Origin of the sequence: Citreicoccus inhibens (genome assembly GCF_019039035.1) — a bacterium.
Lineage (GTDB): Bacteria > Myxococcota > Myxococcia > Myxococcales > Myxococcaceae > Citreicoccus > Citreicoccus inhibens.
The window spans coordinates 31445-52916 of the sequence record NZ_JAHNZT010000036.1 but is presented as its reverse complement, the minus strand read 5'-3'; the positions used below and the strand labels follow the sequence as shown (position 1 = coordinate 52916).

Annotated in this window: 16 protein-coding genes; 12 read left to right on the top strand and 4 right to left on the bottom strand. The window is 69.3% G+C overall.

Annotation, left to right across the window (positions count from 1 at the left end; translation table 11 throughout):
* Positions 1-4 precede the first annotated feature (4 nt).
* On the bottom strand, positions 5-949 hold the full coding sequence (locus tag KRR26_RS29920) for an ornithine cyclodeaminase family protein (RefSeq protein ID WP_120206275.1): 945 nt from the start codon (positions 947-949) through the stop codon (positions 5-7).
* Positions 950-1159: 210 nt separating this feature from the next.
* Here KRR26_RS29920 and KRR26_RS29915 point away from each other — a divergent pair, with 210 nt between their 5' ends.
* On the top strand, positions 1160-2689 hold the full coding sequence (locus KRR26_RS29915) for a sensor histidine kinase (protein ID WP_233576908.1): 1530 nt from the start codon (positions 1160-1162) through the stop codon (positions 2687-2689).
* Between the two features lie 10 nt (positions 2690-2699).
* On the opposite strand, the gene KRR26_RS29910 is transcribed toward KRR26_RS29915, so the two are convergent.
* The gene (locus tag KRR26_RS29910; protein ID WP_120206277.1) at positions 2700-4316 is read right to left on the bottom strand and encodes a Sapep family Mn(2+)-dependent dipeptidase; all 1617 of its coding nucleotides are present in this window, start codon (positions 4314-4316) and stop codon (positions 2700-2702) included.
* Positions 4317-4384: 68 nt separating this feature from the next.
* Between KRR26_RS29910 and msrA the strand changes: the two genes are divergently transcribed.
* The 7 genes from msrA to KRR26_RS29875 all read left to right on the top strand — a co-directional run bounded on the left by msrA (position 4385) and on the right by KRR26_RS29875 (position 14688).
* Positions 4385-5041: a peptide-methionine (S)-S-oxide reductase MsrA gene (gene msrA / locus KRR26_RS29905; protein WP_120206278.1), complete on the top strand. Its 657-nt coding sequence runs from the start codon at positions 4385-4387 to the stop codon at positions 5039-5041.
* 120 nt (positions 5042-5161) lie between these two features.
* A complete protein-coding gene (locus KRR26_RS29900) occupies positions 5162-6088 on the top strand; it encodes an NADP-dependent oxidoreductase (RefSeq protein WP_217081465.1) in 927 nt (308 codons plus the stop codon).
* A gap of 114 nt (positions 6089-6202) precedes the next feature.
* On the top strand, positions 6203-10297 hold the full coding sequence (locus KRR26_RS29895) for an IPT/TIG domain-containing protein (protein WP_217081464.1): 4095 nt from the start codon (positions 6203-6205) through the stop codon (positions 10295-10297).
* Between the two features lie 33 nt (positions 10298-10330).
* On the top strand, positions 10331-11017 hold the full coding sequence (locus KRR26_RS29890; protein ID WP_217081463.1) for a response regulator transcription factor: 687 nt from the start codon (positions 10331-10333) through the stop codon (positions 11015-11017).
* Positions 11014-12417, top strand: coding sequence for a sensor histidine kinase (locus KRR26_RS29885; protein WP_217081462.1), 1404 nt, complete (start codon positions 11014-11016; stop codon positions 12415-12417). The genes KRR26_RS29890 and KRR26_RS29885 overlap by 4 nt, the downstream gene beginning before the upstream one ends.
* A gap of 174 nt (positions 12418-12591) precedes the next feature.
* Entirely contained in the window at positions 12592-13626 is a 1035-nt protein-coding gene (locus KRR26_RS29880) for an NADP-dependent oxidoreductase (protein ID WP_217081461.1), read from the top strand.
* Between the two features lie 522 nt (positions 13627-14148).
* Positions 14149-14688: a hypothetical protein gene (locus KRR26_RS29875; RefSeq protein ID WP_120206284.1), complete on the top strand. Its 540-nt coding sequence runs from the start codon at positions 14149-14151 to the stop codon at positions 14686-14688.
* Between the two features lie 536 nt (positions 14689-15224).
* On the opposite strand, the gene KRR26_RS29870 is transcribed toward KRR26_RS29875, so the two are convergent.
* Positions 15225-16592: a cytochrome-c peroxidase gene (locus KRR26_RS29870; RefSeq protein ID WP_233576909.1), complete on the bottom strand. Its 1368-nt coding sequence runs from the start codon at positions 16590-16592 to the stop codon at positions 15225-15227.
* A gap of 259 nt (positions 16593-16851) precedes the next feature.
* On the opposite strand from KRR26_RS29870, the gene KRR26_RS29865 reads away from it, so the two are divergent.
* Entirely contained in the window at positions 16852-17355 is a 504-nt protein-coding gene (locus tag KRR26_RS29865; protein WP_158611472.1) for an outer membrane beta-barrel protein, read from the top strand.
* Positions 17356-17397: 42 nt separating this feature from the next.
* Here the strand turns inward: KRR26_RS29865 and KRR26_RS29860 are convergent, their stop codons facing one another.
* Entirely contained in the window at positions 17398-17769 is a 372-nt protein-coding gene (locus KRR26_RS29860) for a DUF962 domain-containing protein (RefSeq protein ID WP_120206286.1), read from the bottom strand.
* 177 nt (positions 17770-17946) lie between these two features.
* Here KRR26_RS29860 and KRR26_RS29855 point away from each other — a divergent pair, with 177 nt between their 5' ends.
* From KRR26_RS29855 to KRR26_RS29845, 3 genes are all read left to right on the top strand, one after another.
* On the top strand, positions 17947-18267 hold the full coding sequence (locus KRR26_RS29855) for an FHA domain-containing protein (protein ID WP_120206287.1): 321 nt from the start codon (positions 17947-17949) through the stop codon (positions 18265-18267).
* A 65-nt stretch (positions 18268-18332) separates the two neighbouring features.
* Positions 18333-19205 carry a hypothetical protein gene (locus KRR26_RS29850; protein ID WP_217081460.1) on the top strand — a complete coding sequence of 291 codons (873 nt, stop codon included), beginning with the start codon at positions 18333-18335 and terminating at the stop codon, positions 19203-19205.
* A 95-nt stretch (positions 19206-19300) separates the two neighbouring features.
* Complete coding sequence (locus tag KRR26_RS29845) at positions 19301-21463, top strand: mucoidy inhibitor MuiA family protein (protein ID WP_217081459.1); 2163 nt, start codon at positions 19301-19303, stop codon at positions 21461-21463.
* The last annotated feature ends 9 nt before the right edge of the window (positions 21464-21472 follow it).

Here is a 21472-nt window from a genome sequence, read left to right as displayed (position 1 = left end):
CGCCTCACCCGCCGAAGTCCAGCCCGTGCAGTGCCTCATCGGCCTGCGCGGACTGGTACACGTGCCACGCCGCCGTCAGGTCCATGAGCGGCGGCCCCACCGGGGCGAACACCGTCACCTGCGACGCGGACGTGCGGCCGGGCTTGAGGCCCGCGAGGACCTCGCCCAGCTCCACCGGGCCGGGCTCCACTGCCGCGGGGCCCATCAGCAGTCCACGGTGATCGCACGCGAAGAGGGTCTGCTGGCGCAGCAGGACCGCCGCGTCCCCACCGCCGGACTCATCCATTCCCAACACGGTGAGGTGCGCCCCCGGAGGTAGCTGGCTCGGGGACGGCAGGGGCTGGCGGCTCGCCAGGTCCACCACGATGAGGTCCGCGTCCACCAGGGCCTCCTCCTGCGACTCCGCCACGCGCACCGGCACGTCCAGCTCGGTGAACAGGCGCGCGGCGAGCGCGGCCGTGCGCGAGGCATCCGTTGGCTCAAACACACGCACATGCTCCAGCGAGCGCACCAGCCGCAGTGACTTGAGCTGCAACACCAGCGAGGCGCCCGTGCCCAGCAGCGCCACGCGGCGAGCCTCGGGCCGGGCCAACACATCCGCGCCCAGCGCGCCCATCACGCCCAGGCCCACCGCCGTCAGGTGACCCGAGTCCATCACCGCCATCAGCTCGCCCGTGCCCAGGTCGTGCAGTTGAACCACGCCCTGGACGGCGGGCGCCCGCGCCGGAAACCGCGCGCTCACCTTCACCGAATAGGCGGGGACATTCGGCAGACAGCCGGGGAAGCGCACCATCGCGGTGCCTCCCAGGTGCAGGGACACGCGCGGGCCCTGCGCGGCCACGGTGCGGGCCAGGGCATCGGCGCGACAGCCCTCGCGGAGGTCCTCCAGCAGCAGCGGCGACTGGAGGTTGCGAGACACATCGGAGCGGGAGAGCAGAAGGGTGCGCATCTTCCGGACACCCTACCCGAGCGCGTGCGGCCCCACAGCCTCGCCGTCGACGCCGCGGCCAGGGGCAGACACTTCCAGCGGGCGCTCGCGCGGCCCTCCTCCGACGCGGGGACGAGGCCATTGGGCACCAGCGTGTCCAGACTGAGGAGAAGGCGGCATGGGCGAGCGCCCCCCAGGAGGTGGGTGATGCAGGAGCCAGACTCCCCCTGCATGGAGACCATCACCAGACGCGCGGACGGGCTCCGCGCCGCGGACTTCCTGCGCCGCGAGCACGACGCCGTGCTGGAGGCGTGGCGACGCGCGGCCCAGGTCCAGTACGCCGGCCGCGCCCATGCCCCTGGGTTGCTGGACCCCATGCCCCCGCTGCTGGCCGCGCTCGCGGACGCGGTGGAGCAAGGTCCGGAGCGGTTTGATCCACACCCCGCCGAGGCCCACGCGATGACACGGATGGGCCAGGGCTTCGACGTGGGCGAGCTCGCCACCGAGTACGCGCTCCTGCGCCAGTGCCTGCTGCGGCGCCTGGAGGCGAGCGGACGTCCCCTCATTCCGGGGGAGCTGGAGCGGCTGGAGGCGGCCCTGGACCGCGCCATGGCCCACGCGCTGACGAGCCACGCCCGGGCCCGCGAGCGCGCCGCGCGGCAGGAAGCCGAGCACTCCCTGGCCCTGGTGGATGTGCTGCTCGCCACGGCGCCCGTGGGCCTGGCCTTCCTGGATCGCGACCTGCGCTACCTGCGCATCAACCAGACCCTCGCGGACATCAACCGCGTGCCCGTGGCCGACCACCTGGGCCACCACATCGACAAGGTGCTCCCCGCCTCGGTCGCGGACCCCGTGAGGCCGCTGCTGCTCCAGGTGCTGCGCACCGGAGAGCCCATCCGCGATGCCGAGTTCAACGTGAAGGATGAGACCACCGGCGAGGAGCGCAGCTGGCTCAGCAACTACTTCCCGGTGCGGACCGCCAGCGGCGAGCTGCTCGGCGTGGGCTGCTCCGTGGTGAACATCACCCAACACAAGCGCACCGAGGCGGCGCTCCAGCGCGCGGTGGACTTCCGCGAGCAGCTCCTGGCGGTGCTCGGCCATGACCTGCGCAATCCCTTGCATGCCATCACCGCGTCTGCCTTTCTGCTCGGGCATGGCGAGCCCTTGGACGCGCCCCAGCAGCGCGCGGTCGAGCGCATCCGCGCCTCCACCGCGCGCATGACGCGGATGATCAACGACATCCTGGACTTCGCGCGCAGCCGGCTCGGCGGCGGCATCCCTGTCACGCGCCAGCACGTCGACATGACCGAGGTGTGCCGGACAACGCTGGAGGAGCTCGCGGTGGCGTACCCCGCGCCCGAGCTGCGCCTGGAGTCACACGGCGACACGTGGGGAGATTGGGATCCCGACCGCGTGGCCCAGGTGCTGGGCAACCTGGTCGTCAATGCCGTGCGCCACGGGCGAGAAGGGGCCCCCGTGCGCACGCGTGTCATTGGTGAGGCGCACGACGTGCGGATGGAGGTCCACAACCTGGGCGACCCCATCGTGCCGGAGATGCTTCCGCGCCTGTTCGACCCCTTCAAAGCGCCGAGCGCGCCCGACCCCGCCGCCCAGCGACGGCGCAGCCTGGGCCTGGGCCTCTACATCGTCAGCCAGATTGCCCAGGTGCACGGGGGCGAGGTGGGGGTGCGCTCCACCGCGGAGGAGGGCACCACCTTCACCGTGACCTGGCCGCGCCGCGCTCCGCCCGGCCAGGAGTGACGTCAGCGCTTCAGCGAGGCGCGGGCGTCAGCGCCAGCGTGTGGACCGCCTCCGAGAGCATCTGCGTGCCCACGCTCAGCGTCTCCAACGCGATGGACTCATCGGGCGCATGGCCCGTGTACTCCTCACCGGGGAAGGCGGGCCCGAAGTCCACCGCGCGAGGGAACAGCCGCGCGTACGTGCCACCGCGCACCGAGCCCGCCACCGCGTCCGGCGCGTTCCGGTGCCGACGGTAGATGTCCAGCAGCGTGGTGACGAGCGGCCCCGAGGTGTCCGCGACGTGCGGGTCGCCCACGTAGCGGCCCGTCGCCTCCTTCACGCGCCCGCCCGTGTCCTGCCCCAAGCGCTCGGCGGCCTTCTCCAGCGACGCGGAGAACGTCGCGGTGTCCTGTCCGCGCGGGCGCCGCATGTTCACGTCCAAGGTGACCTTGCCGTCCTGCACGCGCAGCACCGTGGGCGCGACCAGCAGCGGGCCCATCAACGTGTCCGAGTACGCCAGCCCCAACTTGTCGCCGTGGTGGTCGCCGTCGAAGCGCCGCGCCACCACGCGCAGCATGGCCGCGATGCCGTTGTCCTCCAGCGGCAGGCGCTCCGCCACCGCGGCCAGGTCCCACATCGCGTTGTGCCCCTCGTCCGCCACCGACGAGTGGATCGCCTTGCCGTGCGTGGTCAACACCACCGCGTCGCCCTCGAGGCCCGCCTCCGCCGTCAGGTCCGCGCGCGCCTTGCGCACCTCGACCAGCGCCGCGCGCACGTCCTCCAGCACCTGCTCGCCCGTGCGCCCCGCCGTGGGCGCCAGGGTCAGCGTGGCCTGTCCCGGCACCTGCGTGAGGAACTCGCCCGCCTGCGCCTTCACCGCGCGCATCCTCGCGGCGCCCGCCGCGGCGGCCGGCGCGCCCACCGGCGCCTCCAGGTGCCACGCGACAAAGCCAGACTGCGCGGCGTTGACCGGATAGCCCGAGTCCACCGAGATGACATGCGTGGGCAGCGGCTCGGTCGACGCGTAGCGGCCCATGCCCGTCCAATCCCCCTCCTCGCCGTTGCCGATGGCGATGAGGATGCGGCCCTGCGGCTGGAGCCCCAGCTCCTTGGCCATCGCGAGCGCGACGAGGCCCGTGGCGATGGGGCCCTTGTCGTCCTCGACACCACGGCCATACAGGCGGCCGTTCTCCACGTACGGCTCGAAGGGCGGACGCTTCCATTCGTGCGCCGGAGCGGGCACCACGTCACCGTGGAAGATGAGCCCGAGCCGCGGCTCGCCCTTCCCCCACGACAGCTCGAAGACGTCGTTGGCGCCCACGGCGCGGAAGTCAAAGCCGTGCGCCTTCGCCCACTGCGCGAGGAAGCGGCCCATGGCCTCGGCCTCGGGCCCCTTCGACGCGGGCGTCTCCGCGCTCACTGTCTGGAAGCGGACAAGCTGCTGGGTGAGCGTCACCACGTCGCTCAGCGCACAGGCGCGGACATAGGCGGCGTAGCGCTCGGCGGGCGAGGCGCCCTTCATCGCCTTCGCGGAGAAGCGGGCGGCGCGGGCTTGAGGCTTTCCCGCGCAGCGGGCGTCCGGAGCGGACTCGGCGAGGACGGTGGCGGGAGCGAGCAGACAGAGGGCGGCAAGAAGTCGAGAGCGCATGGCGGGCTGGACGCTAGAACACCCCTGGCCACATGGCATTCCTGCCCCCTGGAGGCTATTGCTGGAGCATGTTCTTCACATCCCCGAAGAAGCTGAGGCTCCCGACCCCCCAGGAGGCGTTGCCCGGTCGCGCCTCGGAGATGCCGGTTCCCGCCCGCCACACGGTGCTGGGCACACCGCTCAAGGGACCCGTTCCGGAAGGCGATGAAGTCGCCGTGTTCGGCATGGGGTGCTTCTGGGGCGTGGAGCGGAAGTTCTGGCAGGTGCCGGGCGTGTACAGCACCTCGGTGGGCTACGCCGGGGGCCTGACGCCCAACCCCACGTACGAAGAGGTCTGCAGCGGCCTCACGGGCCACAATGAAGTGGTGCGCGTCGTCTACGACCCGAAGAAGGTCTCGTACGAGCAGTTGCTGCGCGTCTTCTGGGAGAACCACGACCCCACGCAGGGCATGCGTCAGGGCAATGACACGGGCACGCAGTATCGCTCCGGCATCTACTTCACGAGCGACGCGCAGAAGCGCGCGGCCGAGCAGAGCCGAGACGCCTATCAGGCGGCGCTCAAGGCCCGAGGCCACGGAGACATCTCCACCGAAATCCTCCCCGCGCCGCCGTACTACTACGCGGAGGACTACCATCAGCAGTACCTGGACAAGAACCCGGGTGGGTACTGCGGCGTGGGCGGCACGGGCGTGAGCTGCCCCATCGGGGTAGGCATCAGCGCCTGAGTCCCCGGGCGAGCGAGGAAGGGCCTCTCATGACGGCCGCCTCGCTCGCCTTGTCAGTCTCCAAGTGGCTGACGACCTTCCGTGAGCACATAACCCCTGCTCACGCGAAGGAGCGCCACCATGAAGGCCGTTCGCATCCACAACTACGGTGGAGTCGATGAACTCAAGCTCGAGGAGGCGCCCATGCCCTCGCTCGGGCCAGACGACGTGCTCGTGCGCGTCCACGCGGTGGGCGTCAATCCGTTCGACACCATCTTCCGCCAGGGTGTCATGAAGGACGTGTTGCCGGTGAAGCTGCCCGTGGTGGTGGGCCAGGACTTCGCGGGGGACGTGGCGGACGTCGGCAAGAACGTCACCCAGCTCAAGAAGGGCGACCGCGTGTATGGCTTGAGCCGGACGGGCTCGTTCGCCGAGTACACCGCGGTGCCAGTCAGCGCGCTCGCGCGAATCCCAGACACGGTGGATGACAAGACCGCGGCGGCGCTGCCCGTGGCGGGCCTCACCGCGTATCAACTCGTCACGCAGGTGGCGAAGGCCGCGCCCGGCAAGACGCTGCTCATCCACGGCGCCGCGGGCGGCGTGGGCGCGATGGCGGTGCAGATCGCCAAGGCCAAGGGCGCGCGGGTCATCGCCACCGCCGCGGGTGAGGACGCCGACTATTTGAAGCAGCTCGGCGCCGACGTGGTCGTCAATTACCAGACGCAGCGCTTCGAGGACTTCGCCAAGGAAGTCGACGCGGTCATCGACCTGACGCGCAGCGCGGACGTCCTCGCGCGCTCCTATCCGCTCGTGAAGAAGGGTGGCGTCATCACCGCCACGGCGAACGCCATCGACGAGGACAAGGCCCGCGCGATGGGCATTGGCACCGCGGTCCGATTCCTCGTGAAGCCGAACACGAAGGACTTCGAGGACCTGGTGGGGCTCGTGGCCAAGGGCGCCGTGCGACCCCGCATGGACAAGGTCCTGCCACTGGCTGACGTGCGTCAGGCGCAGGAGTTGATTCAGACGAGCAAGACGCACGGGAAGATCGTCCTGACCGTGGCCTGAGCCCCCGGGTTCCATCCCAGGGCCGTGGGCGCGCTCCACACTTTCTCCATATCTGTCGCGCATCCTCTTCCCACCTTGCGAGGCGCTTGGGGCGCCTGGAGGGGGGAGGCAGTCATGACGGATGTGAACCTGGGATGGAACCTCGCGATCGGCATCGACCCGACGCTCGTCACCACGCTCATCACCCAATCCACCGCTGGAGCCAGGCCCGTGGTGGTGCCCGTGAACGCGTCGCTGCTGTTGCAATTGGACGTCGCGAGCATGACGCCCTCGCTCGACACGACGGCGGGGGCGCTCGTGTTGACGTTGCCCTATGCGCTCGTCACCACGCGGGAAGCCGTCCTCGTCTCGGGGATGATGTCCATTGGCGTGAAGCTGGCGAACCTCGGCTTCGGGTGTGTCTACCGGGACTGGTTCCTCTCGACGACAGGGACCGCGCCCTCGGCGGGCGCGCCGGGCGGAGTCTGGGCCTTGAACAGCTACGCCCTCACGTTGGAGACGTGGGTCCGCACGGAGAGCACCGGGCCGCAAACCCTGCTGTCCATGAGCCACGAGGGCCTGTCGCTCAGCCTGGAGGACAATCAGCTCGTGCTCACCTGGGGTGAGCAGCGCTGCGTCGCGCCCGGCGCCCCCGCGGTGATGAGCGATGGGAGCTGGCACCACGTCGCGGTGACCCTCGACCAGGAACTCGTCACCTTCTTCCAGGATGGTCAGCCCAAGGGCACCGCGCGCTTGAGCTCACGTCAGCAGGCCTCGGGCGCTGACCTCATGTTTGGCGAGGACCTCGCGGGAGACCTCGCGCTCACGCGCATCTGGAATGTCGTCCGCGCGCCCGCGCAGCTCCAGCAGTCCATGAACGTCCTCGTCCCCCCGCAGAGCACCCCGGGGCTCGTGGGTGATTGGACGTATGCGAATGGCCAGTTCGTCAACCTTGTCACCGGACTGAAGGGCGCTGTGAAGGGCGGAGCCGCCATCCGCTCGCAGGCCAGCCTCGTCCCGCCAGACGAGACGCCGCAGGCCCAGACCTATGTCTGGCTCTTCGACCCACAGAACACGTTCACCGTGCAGGTGACCCCGGACTCCGACTACGCGGACCCACTCGAGGCTGGCGTGCTCCAGTACCTGCGACAGCTCAGCATCTCCGCGAAGCAGCCCTCTCAGCGTGACCTCTCGGCGTCCATGCCGACGACAGGCGTGTTCCGACTGACGCAGGAGCCCGAGTCCGACCTCGTCCTCTTCGCGATGGCGGGCAACCTCCCGCCGCCGGTGGATCCGCTGCCCATGCCCGTCCAGACCAGCGTCTGGCTCGCCACCACCGCGACGCAGAACACCAGCCTCTCCATCGACGACACCTGCCTGCTGACGTTGATGGGCCCCGTCATGGCCAAGGTCCTGCACATCCCCGAGTCCGCGCTCCAGGTGACGGGCTCGCCGCCCGTACTCGGCCTCACGCATTCGGTGGATGGCAAGGTGAATGGACAAGACATTCACCTGACGTCCTTCAAGCTCTCCGTCTCCAATGGCAAGGGGTTGGCGATGTCCTTGAAGGGGACCTCGCATCACCTCGTCACCCAGGCGTCCGGCACCATCACGCTGGAGCTGCGGAAGAAGGATGGCGTCGAGTCCCTCTACTACGACATCGACAACCCCAAGGTGTCGCTCACGCCAGACCAGGATGACCCGCTGGTGGTGAGCTACGAGGCCAGCCTCGCGCTGGGCACGCTGCTGTCGCTCGTGACGGGCCTCATCGGCGCCATCTTCATGGGCGTGGTGGCGTGGAAGCAGTCGCAGGCGCTCCAGAAGATGCGAGACAAGCAGGGCTTCCCCAAGGACGCGCCAGCCTTCCAGGACCTCACGCTCCAGGGCGTCGACTTCGTCACCGGACTGGTGTTGCAAGGCCAGTACGCACCCGCGGCTCCTCCTCCTCCGAGCACGGTGAAGTCCCTCTCCAGCTCCGCCGCGCCCGTCATCACGGACATCGCGCCGACAGGAGGCGCGCCGGGGACGATGGTCACCGTGACGGGCTCGGGCTTCACCGGCGTGAAGGCGGTGCGCATCGCGGGGGCGCGCGCGTCGTACTTCCGTTGCTGGGCGGACAACCGCATCGTGGCGCGCGTCGCGGACACCGCGACGACCGGCCCCGTCGAGGTGACCACGCCCGCGGGCACCGCCACCTCCACCACCGCGTTCACCGTGACGCCTCCGCCCACGCTCTCGGCCATCAGCCAGGGCAGCGGCACGATGGGTCAGAAGGTGGTGCTGCGCGGCAGCAACCTGGCGGGCGCCACGGTGTCCTTCTCCGAGAACCTGCTGAGCGCGTGCGTGGCCAATGACACCCAGGTGTCCACGCAGGTCCCCAGCGGCGCGGTCAGCGGCCCCATCACCGTCGTCACCCCCAGCGGCAAGGCCACCTGGGATGCCTTCACGGTGATGAGCAATGTCACCCCCGTGGTGACTGCTCTTGACCCGCCCGCGGGTCCCGAGGGCACCGAGGTCACCCTCACGGGCACCGGCTTCACAGGCACCACCGCGGTGAGTTTCCAGGACGTGCCCGCCATGGCCTTCACCGTGCTCAGCGACACCTCGCTCGTGGCGAGCGTGGGGCTGCGGACGACCTCCGGGCCGGTGCGCGTCACCAACACCCATGGCTCGGGAGCCAGCCCGCAGCCCTTCAGCGTGACGCCCGCGCCTGCCCTCACCGACTTCTCGCCGAAGCAGGGCGTGGCCGGAACACGCGTGACCGTGACGGGCCATGGGCTGCTGAGCGCGACGAATGTCTACATCGGCGCGCCGGGGGTCTCGGTTCCGTTCACGGTGAGCAGTGACACGCAGCTCACCGCGACCTCGCCCGGCGGGACGACGAGCGGCCCCATCAGCGCGGACGTGTCCAGCGGTCGGGTGAAGACAGACATGTCCTTCACGGTGTTGAGTGACGCGGCCCCGCGCATCGACGGGTTCTCGCCCGCGAGCGGCGGACGCGGCACGGCCGTCACCCTCACGGGCGCGGGGTTCACGGGCACCACGAAGGTCAGCTTCGGCAACACCCCCGCCGCGTCCTTCGAGGTGTCGAGCGATGCGCAGCTCATCGCCTACGTCCCCAACAACGCGCCCAGCGGCGTCCTCCACGTGAGCAACTCGCGAGACAGCGCGCGCTCCTTGGAGTCCTTCCAGTACGTCACGCCTCCTTCCATCTCGCGCATCAAGCCCACGACCGGCAAGGCGGGGGACACCATCACCCTCGACGGCACCGGGCTGGCGAGCGCGACGCGCGTGCGCTTCGGCCAGCTCTCCACCGCCGAGGCCGCCATCCAGGTGAAGGGAGCCGGCGACCAGGCCCCACTCGTCGTCACCGTTCCGCCCGGCGCCGTGACAGGCAACATCCTCGTCGACACGCCGAGCGGCAAGGCGCGCAGCAGCGACACGTTCGAGGTGAAGCCCCAGCGCGCGCCCGAGGTCACCGGCTTCTCGCCCAACTCGGGCGGCGCGGGCACCCAGCTCACCCTCCAGGGCAGCGGCTTCACGGGGACGACGGCGGTGAGCGTGGGGAAGGTCTCCGTGGCGCGCTACGAGGTGCACAGCGACACGGAGCTGATGGCGGTGCTCTCCAGCGCCACCGTGACGGACGCGCTCGTCGTCACCAACTCGCTGGGCGCGGGGCATTCGAAGCAGGTCTTCACCGTGCCCCTGTCGGTCACGGGCTTCTCGCCGGGCCACGGCGTCGCGGGCACGGCCATCCAGCTCACGGGCTGCGGCTTCACGCAGGTGCAGCGGGTGAGCTTCGGAGACTCGGCCATGCGCGCGAGCTTCAGCGTGCAGAGCGACACGAAGCTCACGGCCTACGTGCCCGCGGGCGCGGTGAGCGGACTGCTCCAGGTGGCCACCAACGACCTCGCGGTCGTGACGTCGGACACCTTCGCGGTGGAGAGCAGCGCCAAGCCTGTCATTCAATCCCTCTCCCCCACCTCGGGGCCCGCGGGCACCCTGGTGACGGTGGAGGGCTCGGGATTCACCGGCGTGACAGGCGTGAGCGTGGACACGCAGCCCGCGACGCATGTCCAGGTGCTGAGCGACACGCGGCTGACCTTCACGGTGCCACAGGGCGCGCGCAGTGGAGCGGTCCAGGTGAAGAACACGCTCGGCACGGACACCTCGCGCACGAACTTCATCGTGCCCACCGAACCCGCCACCCCGCGGGCCCTGGCCAGCTAGGCTCGTAAGCCTGAACCGAGGAAGGTCGTCCCCATGGACATGCAGGGCCCCATCCTGGTCATCGAGGACGATCCTCCCATCGCCGCCAGCATCGTGCGCGGGCTGAAGCTCGCGGGCTTCCAGGTGTCGCTCGTCACCGACGGGCGCCTCGCCCTGGAGGCAGCGGAGCGCGAGCGCCCTGTCCTGGTGGTGCTGGACCTCAACCTGCCGGGCCTGGATGGCTTCGAGCTGCTCCAGGCCTGGCAGGGCCGTCTCCGAGTCCCCATCCTCGTCCTCACCGCGCGACAGGAATTGGAGGCGCGGCTGCGCTCCTTCGGGCTCGGCGCGGTGGACTACCTGGCCAAGCCGTTCTGGATGGAAGAACTCCTCGCGCGCATCAAGGCGCGGCTGCGCATCCCGGACGAGGCCACCCGGCGCAAGCGGACTTGGTCAGACGTGAGCATCGACCTGGACGCGCGCACGGTCAGCCGCGAGGGCGTGGGCCCGGTGTCCTTCACGCGCAACGAACTGGATGTGCTGCTGTACCTGGTGGAGCGCCCGGGTCGCGCGCTCACCCGGGAGCAGATCGCCGAGCAAGCCTTGCCGCTCAATGAAGAGCGCGACGCGCGAACGGTGGACTCGCATGTGGCGCGCATCCGGAAGAAGTTGGGCCCCGCGGGCGCGAGCGTGCGCACCGCCTGGGGCATCGGCTATCGCTTCGAGCCGGAGGACGCGCCATGAAGCTGTGGAGCGGGCTGGCGTGGCGCACCGCGCTCGCCTCGGTGCTGCTGGGGATGTTCGCCACGCTCGCCACGGCGTACTTCACGTTCCACAAGGCGATTGAAATCACCACGCGGCTGAGCGCCCAGGTCTTCACCGACAGCGTCCTCCAACTGCATGGCGAGGCCTGCCGCGCCGCCCCCGACGGCTGGAGCCACGTCCTGACACAAGGGCTCACGGTGGTCGCCTACGACGCGCACCGCGTGCTCACCCAGCCGAACTCACGGCCCGCCCCCGCCGAGTCACTCGTGCAGAAGCTGCGAGAGGGCGACCCCCAACCCTTCGAGGTCTACGTCCCGCTCCGGGAAGATGGCCACAACACGCCCTGGGCGGGCGCGCTGCTCATCCGCGTGGCGGACTCGGGGCCGTGCAGTCTCTTGGAGTATCACTGGCCGCGCCTCGTCAACCGCGCGCAGGGACTGCGGCGGCTGCTGCTCGCGGCGCTCACCTTCACGACGCTGGCCGCGGCGCTGTCCACCGCCTTCGTCATCTACCCGCTGCTGCGGCGACTGCGGCGACTGCACGGTTCCACCGGGGCCATTGGGAGCACGGCGTATCACTCCACCCGAGACACCTCGGCGGACGAGCTGGGTGACCTGTCCCGCGTGCTGGACGCGGCCCACGCACGGGTGCGCTCGGATGCCGGGCGCATCGAGGCGCAGAAGCAGGCGCTGGAGCGATTCCTCTCGGATGTGGCGCACGACCTCAAGACGCCCATCGCCTCGCTCCAGCTCGCGCTGGAGTTGGCTACCACCGCGCCGGCCGCGGAGCTGTCGCCCCTGCTGGTGCGTGGCATCGAGGACACCGTGTACCTGGCGGCGCTCGTGGATAACTTGCGGCTCGCGTGTCAGCTCGGCGAGGGGGTGGATCCGCTGGAGGGCGAGCCGCGCGCGGAATTGGGGATGTTGGTGGAGCGCGTGGTGCGACGTCTGGGATTGCTCGCCCGCCGCAAGGACGTGGCCATGGACGCGGCCCATCCCGACACCCCGCTGTGGGTGCGCTGCCATCCCACGATGTTGGAGCAGGCGGTCAGCAACCTGCTCCACAACGCCGTGGCACACGGGGATCCGGGAGGACACGTGGTGGCGCTGCTGGAGCCCGTGGGCGCCGAGCGCTTCCGGCTCACGGTCCTGGATGACGGCCCCGGAGTCCCTCCCGAAGACCTGGGTCGCCTGGGCGAGCGCCTCTTCCGAGCCAGTGAGGCCCGTCAAAGAGATCCGCGAGGCAGCGGCCTGGGCGTGGCCATCGTCCGGGAGCTGTGCCTGCGCGCCGGCCTGGAACTCTCCTTCGCCGTCAACGAGCCCCGAGGACTGCGCGTCATCATCGAAGGCCCGCGCGCCCCAGCTGCTCCACCGGGATGAAGGCGAGGGTGACCGCGCCAGGTCCCGAACCCCTCATTCCCGAGTCGTTTCTCCGGCGGACTCCATGACGGGCTGATTAGTGATGGGGCGCCGCGTTCGGCACCTCGACGCTCGCTCGAAATCACCGGAGCGCAAGGCGTCCCGCCGAACGTGCCCCTCCATTGGAGTCCGCGCATGCCGTCCAAGGAAGGCGTCAACCGCCGCATCGTCCTCGCCTCTCGCCCGCGAGGCCAACCCACCCCACGGGACTTCCGCATCGAAGAGACCGCCATCCCGACTCCAGGCGAAGGAGAGGTGCTGCTGCGCACGCTATCCCTCTCGCTCGACCCGTACATGCGCAACCTGGTGGACGAAGTGGGGCCGGGTTACGCCCCGCCAGTTGAAGTGGGAGCGCCCATGGTGGGCGGCACCATCAATCGGATCATCTCGTCCCGAAACCCGAAGTTCCGCGAGGGCGACCTGGTGCTCGGCAACGCGGGCTGGCAGGACTACGCGGTGTCCGGAGGACAGGACCTGCTCCCGCTCGGCGAGATGGCGCGGCCTTCGCTGGCCCTCGGTGGGTTGGGCATGCCGGGGTTCACCGCCTATGTCGGCCTGCTCGACATCGGGCAGCCCAAGCCGGGCGAGACAGTGGTCGTGGCCGCGGCGACCGGCGCGGTGGGCAGCGTGGTCGGACAGCTCGCCAAGATGAAGGGCGCGCGCGTGGTCGGCATCGTCGGCGGTGACGACAAGCGCCGCTTCGCGGTCGAGGAACTCGGCTTCGATGTCTGCCTGGACCGGAGAGAGCCACGGCTGGCCGAGCGCCTCGCCGAGGCGTGCCCCAAAGGTATCGACGTCTACTTCGAGAACGTCGGCGGCGCGGTGTTCGATGCCGTGCTGCCCTTGCTCAACATCGGGGCGCGCGTACCGGTCTGCGGGTTCATCTCGCACTACAACGAGGAGAACCTGCCGTCCGGACCGAACCAGCTGCCCCTGCTGCTCGCCAAGGTGCTGCAGAAGCGCATCCGCATGCAGGGCTTCATCATCCTCGACCACTACGCCGATCGCTTCGAGCCCTTCCGTCGCGACATGGGCGCCTGGGTCGACGCGGGCAAGGTGAAGCTGCGCGAGGACCACGTCACCGGACTGGAGCACGCGCCGACCGCGTTCATCGGCATGCTCGAGGGCCGCAACTTCGGCAAGCTCGTGGTGGACGTCACCCCCGGCTGATGCACGCGCGAGGCTCCGGGCCGCGGCTTGCATGGCGCGACGAACAGCAGGGCCCCCACGATGAACAGGCGACCCGGGGACGCCTCTGCGTGGGGCCCAATGGACGGGGAGCCTTCCGAGCGTGACGACGGGGCGTCCGCCAGCCTCGCGCGCCCATAACAGCCCGCTCCCACGAACGAAAGCGCACCCCGCCCTCACGAGACGCGGAGCCAGCACCGCGCCTCAGGGACCGGAAGCAACTCCAGGCAGCCGCCCCACCGTGGGATGCGCCTCCAGGCGCTTGGGCCACACACGAGAACAAAGTCGCACCTCACCTCCCGCGCTGCACGGCAGCATTTCTCCGATGGGGTCATCAACGCCCCCGGGTGGATGCGTGTAGATTGTTCACGAAGAAAATCGCGCTACTGCTACTTTCCCTGCGCTTCCCGCGAGCCAAGGAGCTATTGCACAATGCGATTCTTCAAACGGGCTGTCTGTCTTTGTGCTGCTGTTCTCTTCCCTGCCTGCGGCGGAGGAGACAGGGTGTCTGGGCAGGACGACGTGCTGGCGCAGCAAGAGTCCGCGCTCTCATCCGTCTCGCTGAACGGATGCATCTACAGCATCTCCGCATACCCGCAGCCGAACGTGACGCCCACGGTCTATGACGTCAAGCTCTTCCGCCAGCCCATCCCGACGTGTGCGTATGGCACTGGCAGCGTGATCCTGGGGACGTCCGTCGTCTATGAGCCGACGCGGTCCGTGGCAGGGAACGCGCTGGGACTCGCCGCGAGCTACACCCTGAAGTCGAGCAGCAGCGGCAGCGCGCCCATTACCGTCAACGTGCACCAGGTGGACCCGGCAACGCTGACCGTCATCCGGAGCAACAGCCTGGGCGTCTACCTGGGGGCGGGCAACATCTCGTCGGAGAACGTGGCGATTGCCGCGGACGGCACCACCGTCACCGTCTCGGGCTCGAAGACCGGCGTCATCTTGGGAGAGAGCGGCAGCGGGAACCACTACATCGCGAGCTTCCCGGACTTCTTCACCAGCACCACGCCGCCGACCGTCGCCGCGTCCCCGTGACGCCTTGCCTCGCACCTCGGGTCACCTGAGGCTTGGGGGCGGGAGAAGCCTCGCGCGAGGACTCCCGCCCTGCTTCATCCGCCCTGCTCGCGAATCACCCACCTCGCGCAGGTGACCCAATCGCCCCAAGGTCCACAGGACCCGGGCGAGGCAGGCATCCGCCGCCGGAACCAACTTCAGCGCCCGGTCCACCGGTTGGGGCGGGGCGAGGAGCAGCTCTCGCAGCGCGGCGATGGCCCGGGGCCGTTCATGGAGATACCCCTTCGAGTTGGGAGAGGTCAGCCGTCAGCTCCGCGGGCGATGGGATTTTCCAAGCCCCGCTGCACCAACACAGCGCCACGATGCGAGCGCAGCGAACATCCCCCCTCATCGGATTCCTCCGGCCAGATGCGCGCGCGGACCGCGGCGCGCGTGCGAAGGCGAGCATCGCCCGAGGGCCCCGCACCCACGCATCCTCCCTGGCCGTTGGGTGGAGAAGCGGAGACCGCGGGGGCGCCGCGCGAGGTCTCCTGTCACCTCGCGCGGCGCCCCGTGCCTCACAGGCGATTCAGGAACGCCAGGAGGTCCTGCTTCTGAGCGGGCGTGAGGGACTCGGGGAAGCCTTGCGCGTCCTCGGGCGGGTGGACGGCTGGCAGGTGCATGTCCGGCAGGAACGGCAGGATGAGCCGGCTGTAGGTATTCACCACGTCCACCAGCGTCGCGTTGCTGTTGTCATGGAAGTACGGCGCCGTCTTCGCCACGCCTCGCAGCGAGGGAATGTCAAAGGCCTCGAAGTCCGCCGGGTCTCCCGTGATGAGCGCGCGGCCCGGGTCCGTCGTGAAGAGCTGCGGCGCGCCATTGGGTCCCACGATGGGGAAGCCGTTCGAATCCAACGCGGACCGGGGATCGAGCGGATCCCCGCTCACGGTGACCGGGACGGGCGGCAGCTCGGTGACGGCGTGCTGCCGCGTGCCGTCCGTGTAGAACCGGAAGCGGTAGCGCGGCAGCTGCACGTCCGAGTTGTACATGGGCAGCTGGCCCACCTGCCCCAGGTAGCTCAAGAACGTGAAGCCCACGTTCAGGAACTCGTCGTTCGGGCGCGGCACCCGCTGAAGCACTGGCCCCTTCTGCGGATCCACCGTGAAGATGACCGTGCCGTTGGGCTTGAGGGCGAGGAACGCCGCGTCGTGGACGGCGCGGTTGACGATGCGGTTCTTCGTGCTCCCGCCATGGCAGCCCTCGCAGGCGGTCGTGTACACGTCCCGCCCGCGCTGCTCCTGCGGGGTGAGCCACATGAAGCGCTCGGGATCCGGAATGAACGCCAGCGGGACGCCCCAGTCGAACAGGTTCGAGACGAACCGCGCGCGGTCTGACGTGAAGTCGTCGCGCTCCGCGATCGCAATGGCATCCAGCTCCTCCGGCGAGACGAGGCTGCCCTCGCTGTGGCTCAGGATGGCTGACTGGGCCTGCGATTGGAGCGACGCCTCGCGCCCGTCGTACTGGTAGGGCCCCAGGATGGCCGTGTCCCGGACGCTCGGCACCCCGCGCCAGACGGAGATCTTCCGGTTCGCCGGCGTGATGACGTTCCCTGCCGCATCAATGACATCCATGTTCGCGGGGACCGGCAAGGTGACCCGCACGAGGCCCTTCTTGAGGTGGGAGTAGGTGAGGATCGCCGCGCTTGGATCATCCGCATCCAACCGATTGAACAAGGGATCCGTCGGAGACTGGGCCCACAGCGCCTCCACGTGCTGAGGTGTCAGGACCGTCTCCTCTTCCAGGACGTGGCAGGTCGCGCACGAGCGCCCGTTCGTCCCTGGAAAAGGCTTCAGAAAGAGTTCTTTACCGTTGGGTGGCGCGGCTTGCGCCAACCCTCCCAATGCCAAGGCACTGATCAACCCGATGAACTTCTGCAAGGACCCCATGGTGCACACCCTCCGGGCCTTTCGCCCGATAGGGAACACCTCGGGAGAAGAAGAGTGTCACTCAGCCAGAACAGGCCATGTCCCCCATCCCCTCATCAACATCCGCCCAACGCGCGAAATCGCTTCCCAGGGACTTGAATGAGCAGTCAGCGTTCCAGTTAAAAAGAAGCGCTCAGGAGAGACCGGGATATAAGGCCCAGTTGGCTCGACAGTCGCTGACTGTCACATCCATCGAGGTTTCGACTCCATGCGTTTCCCCATGCTCGCCGCAATCGCGCTCACCACGCTTCCCCTCCAGATGGCCGCCGCCGAGACGGCGAAGGCCGATGCGCCCATGGAGGCCAGCGCCTCCAGCAATGGGCCCGCCGCGGGTGCCAAGGGCCTGACGCTGGGAATCAATGCCCTGCCGACGGTGGGCGGCTTCTACTACCTGAGCGACGTGGGCTCGCTGCGCCTCGACCTGGGCCTGGCCTTCGCGCTCAAGCCCGACGCGGACGCGCAGTTCTCGCTGGGCGCGGCCTACCGTCACCACCTGCGCACGGGCGACCTGCGGCCCTACGTCGAGGGCGGAATGACCTTCGACTTCCTCTTCGATGACGACGTGAACTTCGCCCTGCATGGCGGGCTGGGCGCGGAGTACTTCTTCACCCCCAACGTGAGCATCTCCGGGACGGTGGGGCTGGCGCTCCGCTTCGACCACAACGCGGACGTCATCAGCATCCCGTTCGGGACCACGGGCATCCAGCTCAGCGTGTTCCTCTAATCCCGCGCGCCGCACGGCGACACGCGGGAGTAACGCGTGTCGCTAGCGCGAGGCCGCGGCGGGACGCTCGGACGCGTCCGCGTTGGCGCCCGCGTTGGCGCGCTCCAGGTGCGGCCCCAGCTGACCCGTGAGCATCAGGCCCGCCATGCGGAAGTCCGAGATGAACGACCAGAGCGGGTACTTGAAGGTCGCCGGACGGTTGTGCTCCAGCGTGAAGTGGCTCACCCACGCGAAGCCGTAGGCGGACACGAACGCGGCGCCCACGAGGCCCGCGCGGCCCGTCACCGCGGCCGTCACGCCCAGGCCCACGCCCAGGCTGGTGCCCAGCAGGTGGAGCCAGCGGGTGATGGGCAGGGAGTGCTCGCGCAGGTAGAACGGCCAGAACTCGGCGTAGGTCTGGATGCGGTCGGACATACGTGAAGTTGTGTCCAGGCTCCCCCCTCGCGTCAACCCGGGTTCACGCCCCACCGTGTGTCCATGGACAGGCACTCGGGGCGAGCGCCCAGGCGGGCCCTCGCGCGAGGGGCGTGCTCCCGAGTAAAAAACCCTGCCTGGACGCAGGGTTATCCGTAGGCCCTCGGAGGTCGAGCGATGGGGCGCGCCGTCATCGTGGAGTCATGGCCCGTGGACGCAGGCGCGCGCACGCCCGCGCAGAGCAAGGTCTTCGAGCAGCCGGAAATCACCTTGGGCCGCTCCTGGGAGGCCGACGTCGTCCTCGATTCGGCGCGCGTCTCCCGGCTCGCGATCCGCCTGTGCATCACGGACGACGCGCTCGTGCTGGTGGATGACAGCGAGGAGGGCTCGTTCATCGACGGCGTGCATGGGCACGGTCGGCGTCCGCTGCGCGAAGGCGCGGAGTTTCGCATCGGGCCCTACGGCCTGCGCGTGCGCGACATGCCTCCGGGCTCATGACTGCATTCTCCGCACGGAACGCGGCCCCCTGCCGAACTGCTTCGAATAGAGTGAGCGCAATGCCCATGGCCTTGTCTGTCTATGCGCCGTCTCACCGCCTCGGTCAGCGGATGCCGGTGCTCGTCCCGGTTCTGCTGCTCTGCACCGTGCTCCTGGGAGCGCTCTATCAACCGCTCCTCTATGTGCTGCCCTTGCAGATCCTGCAGTTCGTCCTGCCCTGTGCGCTGGGAGCCGTGGTCGGCGCGCTGAGCGCGGGCGTCATCTCGCGGGCGCCCTGCCGGAGTCCTCCGTTCGCGTGGGGACTCATCGTGGTCGCCGCGCTGGTGGCATGGGTCGCGTCGTGGGCCAGCACGCTGGCGCTCGACCTGCGCGAGGCCTATCCCGACGCGTCGTGGGACCTGCTGCTGAGCAGCCTGACACCGGACTTCGTCTCCGAGTGGATCTCCGCGCGCAATGCCGCGGGCTGGGTGGACAGCAAGGGGAAGACCACGCAGGGCGTCTTCGTGACCATCGTCTGGGTGGTGGAGCCAATCGTCATGATGGGCACGGCGGTGTTCGCGGGCCGCGAGGCCGCGAGGCGGCTGTTCTGCGAGCCGTGCCACCGCTGGCTCGACACCCGCAGCCTGTCTGCCCATGGACTGAATGCCACGGACGTGAAGCCGCTCATCGACGCGGGCGACTTGCGGAGCCTGGTGGAGCTGAGCTCGGACGAACTCATGGGCACGAACTTCCGCATCTCCGTGTCGCGCCACCGTTGCACCACGTGCAACCAGAGCACCTACCTGAGCATCGAGGAGGTCCGCGTCATGAATACCCGCTACGGACCTCAGGACCGGCGCAAGTCCCTGCTGCGCAACGTGGTGCTCCCCGCCGCGCTGGACCGCCGATTCGACGAGCGGCTCGCGGAGTTGGAAGGCGCGCCGTCACGCGCCGCGTAGCCCCACGGCGGCGCATCCCACGGCATGCGTGGGGCATGCGCGAGTCATGATGAACCGGTGAGGATGTCCCACGCCCGGGCCCCTAGCGTGGCGACATGCTCCTTCTTGGACTCGGGCTGGCGGTAGGCGGCCTGCTGCACGCCGCTCCTGAAGCGCCCATCACCCACGTCACCCTCTACCGGGACAGCGCGAGGGTGAGCCGCACCGCGACCTTGAGCCTCACGGGCTCCGAGCGCGTGGAGTTTCCCCTGCTCCCCGCGGGCGTCGACCTCGACTCCATCCAGGTCGAGGCTCCGGGGGCGGTGGTCGCCGCCGTCGACATCGCGCACACGAAGCTCCCGGAGCACCACCTGCCCGGGCAGGAGACGCAGCGGTTCCTGAGCGAGCTGAGTCGACTGCGCCAGTCCTCCGTCAGCATGGACGCCGAGCGGGACCTCGTCGCGTCACAACTCCAGGCCCTTCGCGGCATCCATCCGCCCTCGTCCGCGAGCCTCACCGCAGACGTCTCGAAGCCCCTCGCCACGCCCGCGGCCTGGCGCGCCGCCACCGACTTCCTCGTCACCCAGGCCACGAAGCGCGAAGCGCGCCTGCGCGAACTGGAGGCCCAGCGGAGCGCGCTGGACAGCGAGACCACGGGCCTCTTCGAGGAGGCCAAGCGACTGGAGGAACAGTCGCAGGTCGACCGGATCCAGGTGTCGGCCTTGCTCACCGGAAAGGGCCGCGTGAAGGCCACCCTCTCCTATCGCGTGAGCCAGGGCGTCCGCTGGACGCCACGCTATGAGTTGCAATTCCAACCCGGGCAGCAGCGCGTCCAGGTGTCCCTGTCAGGGCGCGTTGTCCAGAACACCGGCGAGGACTGGGTGCAATCCATCCTGACGCTCAGCGTGGCGCAGCCCTCCGCCGCGACCTCGCTGCCGCAAGTGACCACGTGGACGATTGGCAGCGCCGAGCACTTCATCCCCCACGCCTCGGGCCGCATGCCGCCCATCAGCGGGCCGCCGACCCCCGCCCCGCCGCGGGCCGCGCCCTCCCTCGACGAGGTGCAAAGCGCCCAGCTCTGGCGGCAGTTCGAGAAGTTCCGCGAGCCCCGAGTCACCATCGAGGAGGTAACCGCCGCTCTGCTCACGACCGTCCCGCCACTCAGTGGCGCGGTCCTCGATGTCATCACCCACCAGCCCGTGCAGGGGCTCCAGGTGGAGGCCCAAGCCCTGGGCGGCGGGGCGCGCGGCGCGGACGTGCCGAAGCCCATCAAGGTCCTCACGAATGTGCAGGGGCGCTACGCCTTCGATGCACTCCCACCGGGCACCTACACGCTGAGCTTCCGCCAGCCCGACCATGACGTCCTGCTCCAAGCAGGCATCGCTTCACGTGAGGGTCATCCTCTTCGGGTCAACGCCACCCTAAGCTCACCCGCCGACCCCGTCCCCCAGGAGAACACGACCCCCGAATACGGCTACGTCGTGGACGGACTGTCTGACAATCAGAAGAACGTGTTCGGCCTGAACGGCCACAGCTACACCGTCTCCGGATTGACAGGTGGCTGGGAGAGCAGGCCACGCGTGATGGTTCCGATCGATCTCACCCCGCCAGGCGGCTGGGCGCCATCCATGGATCCGAACTTCCCCGCCGCGCTTGCGGCGAGCCACGAACTGGGCTTCACCACGGCGCTGCCGGAGACGGTGCGCAGCGCCACGGGCGAGCGCACCCTTCCCTTGCGCACGGAGTCCTGGCCCGTGGAGGTCGAGCGACACCTCGTCACGTCGCTCAGCACCGAGGCCTATCTCGTCGCTCGCATCAAGAGCCCCGCGAGCAGCCCGCTGCCGGGTGGCCAGGCAGCCCTCTTCGTTGGCGCGGACCCCGTGGGCACCGCGACCTTGTCCCCCATGTTTCCCGGAGAGCCGTTCACCCTGCCGCTCGGAGTCGACCGGTCCGTCCGCGCCACCCGCACAATCCATGTCGTGCAATCCACCCAGGGCCTTCTCTCCAAGGACGACGTCAACGCTTACGAAGTCACGCTGGAGATTCCCAATCCCTATCCATTCCCCATGCCCGTGCAGGTGGTGGACCAGTGGCCACTCAGCCAAAGCGATGACGTGAAGGTGAAGCTGGTGGCCACCCAGCCCACGGCGCGGACGGATGAGCAGACGGGTGAGCTGCGCTGGGAGCACCTGGTGCTGCCGCCCTCCAGCAAGCAGGTCATCACCTTCCAATACACCGTGCGCCGTCCGAAGTCCTGGCGCCTGACCCAGTCTCCGTGAGGACCTCCG